This is a genomic window from Caballeronia sp., assembly GCF_049581465.1.
Classification (GTDB): domain Bacteria; phylum Pseudomonadota; class Gammaproteobacteria; order Burkholderiales; family Burkholderiaceae; genus Caballeronia.
The window spans coordinates 1-2,602 of the sequence record NZ_JBAUSA010000841.1; the positions used below are offsets into that span (position 1 = coordinate 1).

Below are 2,602 nucleotides of genomic sequence, written 5' to 3' on the forward strand. Positions count from 1 at the left end.
CCCGCCGCCGCAATGGACGTCAACGTCGCGGACTACGATTCGATGTTCGACCTGAACGTCAAGGGCGCATTCTTTGCTTCCCAGGCGGCGGCCCGCGGCATGGCCGTGCGCGAGCGCGGTGTGATCATCAATATTGCATCGCAGGCGGGACTGGTCGCGCTGGAAGGCGAACCGATCTATTGCATGACCAAAGCCGCCATGATTCATATGACGCAGTGTCTTGCCGTCGAGTGGGCGAAGCACCATATCCGCGTGAATGCCGTAGCGCCCACCTTCATTCGTACCGACAGCACAAAAGGCTGGCTGGAGGACGATGCGTCGCTCAAGTCGTTGCTTGCGCGCATACCGCTTCGGCAGATTGGCGAGCCCGAGAATGTCGCCGATCCAGTGGTATTTCTCGCATCAAGGGCCGCGGAGATGATTACCGGCGCAACGCTGAAGATCGACGGCGGCTGGACAGCCGTCTGACAGGAGAAAGGCCCCGCAATGTCCGCGGCGCGCGGGCCAGATAAAAACAACGCGGTCAAACAGCATCTCTTTGACAAACTGGTAGGAGACAGCAATGAAACGCATTAATCTGATTGCCCTTACGACACTAAGCATAGGAATGCTAATCAATGCTTCAACGGTAACAGCGAGTGAACCGATCAAGATCGGCTTTGTCGTCAAGCAACCTGAAGAGCCGTGGTTTCAGGACGAATGGAAGTTCGCGGAAATTGCAGCGAAGGAAAAGGGCTTTACGCTGGTAAAAATAGCGGCCCAATCCGGCGAGAAAGTGATGAGCGCCATCGACAACCTGTCAGCTCAAAAGGCTCAAGGGTTTGTCATCTGCACGCCTGACGTCAAGCTGGGTCCTGGGATCGTTGCGAAGGCAAAGGCAGACGGACTCAAGATGATGACCGTTGACGACCGTCTTGTCGACGGTGCAGGCAAGCCAATCGAATCGGTTCCTTACATGGGCATCTCCGCATCCAACATCGGCAAGCAGGTCGGCGAAAGTATTGCGAGTGAGGCGAAGCGACGCGGCTGGGATCTGAAAGAAGTCGGCGCCATCAATGTGAGTTTTGATCAACTGCCGACCTCGCACGATCGTACTGCGTCCGCGGCTGAAGCTCTGGTTGCCGCAGGTTTGCCGCGCGCAAACGTGATTAACGCTCCGGAGGCCAAGACCGACACCGAGAACGCGTTCAACGCCGCTAACATCGCGCTGACAAAAAATCCGCAATTCAAGCACTGGGTTGCCTTTGGCCTGAATGATGAGGCAGTCCTCGGCGCAGTGCGCGCTGCCGAAGGACGCGGAATCAACACGCAAAACATGATCGGCGTTGGCGTCGGAGGGTCCGATTCAGCGCTCAACGAATTCAAGAAACCCGCACCAACCGGCTTTTTCGGGACCGTCATCATCAGCCCGAAACGCCATGGTCAGGAGACATCCGAACTCGTCTATGAATGGATCAAAACTGGTAAGGAACCCCCTCTGCTCACGCTGACGAGCGGCGCACTTGCAACTCGCGCCGATGCCAACCAAGTCCGCGAGAAGCTGGGCCTCACGGCTGCCAAGTGACATTTAGTGACGCCCGGTTATGACGTGCAGTGCGCAGCAGTTTTCCTTTGCACGCCTTTAGGATAAAGATCAATCGGAGGCGCCGTGTCGTCGATGTTGAGTTTCGATAGCGTAGGTAAGGTATTTCCTGGAGTACGAGCGCTCGCCGGCGTGTCATTCGATGTCGAAGCCGGAGAGGTCCATGGCCTGATGGGTGAGAACGGCGCGGGAAAGTCTACGGTTCTGAAGATACTGGGTGGCGAGTATCAGCCAGATTCGGGGCAGATTCGGATCGACGGCAAGGAAGTGCGCTTTGGGAGCGCCGCCGCTTCGATTGGTGCGGGCGTCGCTGTTATCCATCAGGAACTTCAATACGTTCCTGATTTGACCGTTGCGGAAAATCTTCTGCTGGGCCAGCTTCCCAGCTCCAGCGGATGGTTCCGAAAGTCAAGCGCGATGTGTTTCACGCGCGAACGGCTGGAATCGATGGGCGTAGATCTCGACCCCGCTGCCAAGCTTCGCAAGCTGTCGATTGCGCAGCGTCAAATGGTTGAAATCTGCAAAGCGTTGATGCGCGACGCACGAATCATCGCCTTCGATGAACCGACGAGTTCGCTGTCCCACAGCGAGACAGAAATACTTTTCAAGCTGGTGCGCCAGTTAAAACGCAACCAGTGTGCGTTGATCTATATCTCACACCGGATGGACGAGATTTACGAGCTTTGCGATACCTGCACGATCTTCCGCGACGGGCGGAAGATTGCCTCGCACCCCAGTCTCAAGGATGTGTCACGTTCAACGCTGGTGAACGAAATGGTAGGCCGTGAGATTGCCGATATATACAACTACACCCCCCGTGAAACGGGTGAGGTGCGGCTATCGGTGAGCAAGCTTGTCGGGAGGCCTTTGACAGAGCCGGCCGCTTTTCAGGTGCGGCGAGGAGAGATCGTCGGGTTCTTCGGGCTCGTCGGAGCAGGTCGGAGTGAATTGATGCATCTGATCTATGGGTCCCGAGCGAAGGATCACGGCATGGTTTGTCTCGATGGGAAACCTGTGCGC

The 2,602-nt window shown here is 56.6% G+C and carries 3 protein-coding genes; all 3 read left to right on the plus strand.

Annotated elements, in window-relative coordinates:
- On the plus strand, nt 1-468 hold a 468-nt coding region (locus WCA53_RS20640; protein WP_423915009.1), incomplete at its 5' end, for an SDR family NAD(P)-dependent oxidoreductase.
- Nucleotides 469-607: 139 nt separating this feature from the next.
- The gene (locus tag WCA53_RS20645) at nt 608-1,564 is read left to right on the plus strand and encodes an arabinose ABC transporter substrate-binding protein (protein ID WP_423915013.1); all 957 of its coding nucleotides are present in this window, start codon (nt 608-610) and stop codon (nt 1,562-1,564) included.
- Nucleotides 1,565-1,648: 84 nt separating this feature from the next.
- Nucleotides 1,649-2,602 (plus strand): ATP-binding cassette domain-containing protein (locus WCA53_RS20650; protein WP_423915011.1); only part of this gene is annotated, 954 nt, incomplete at its 3' end.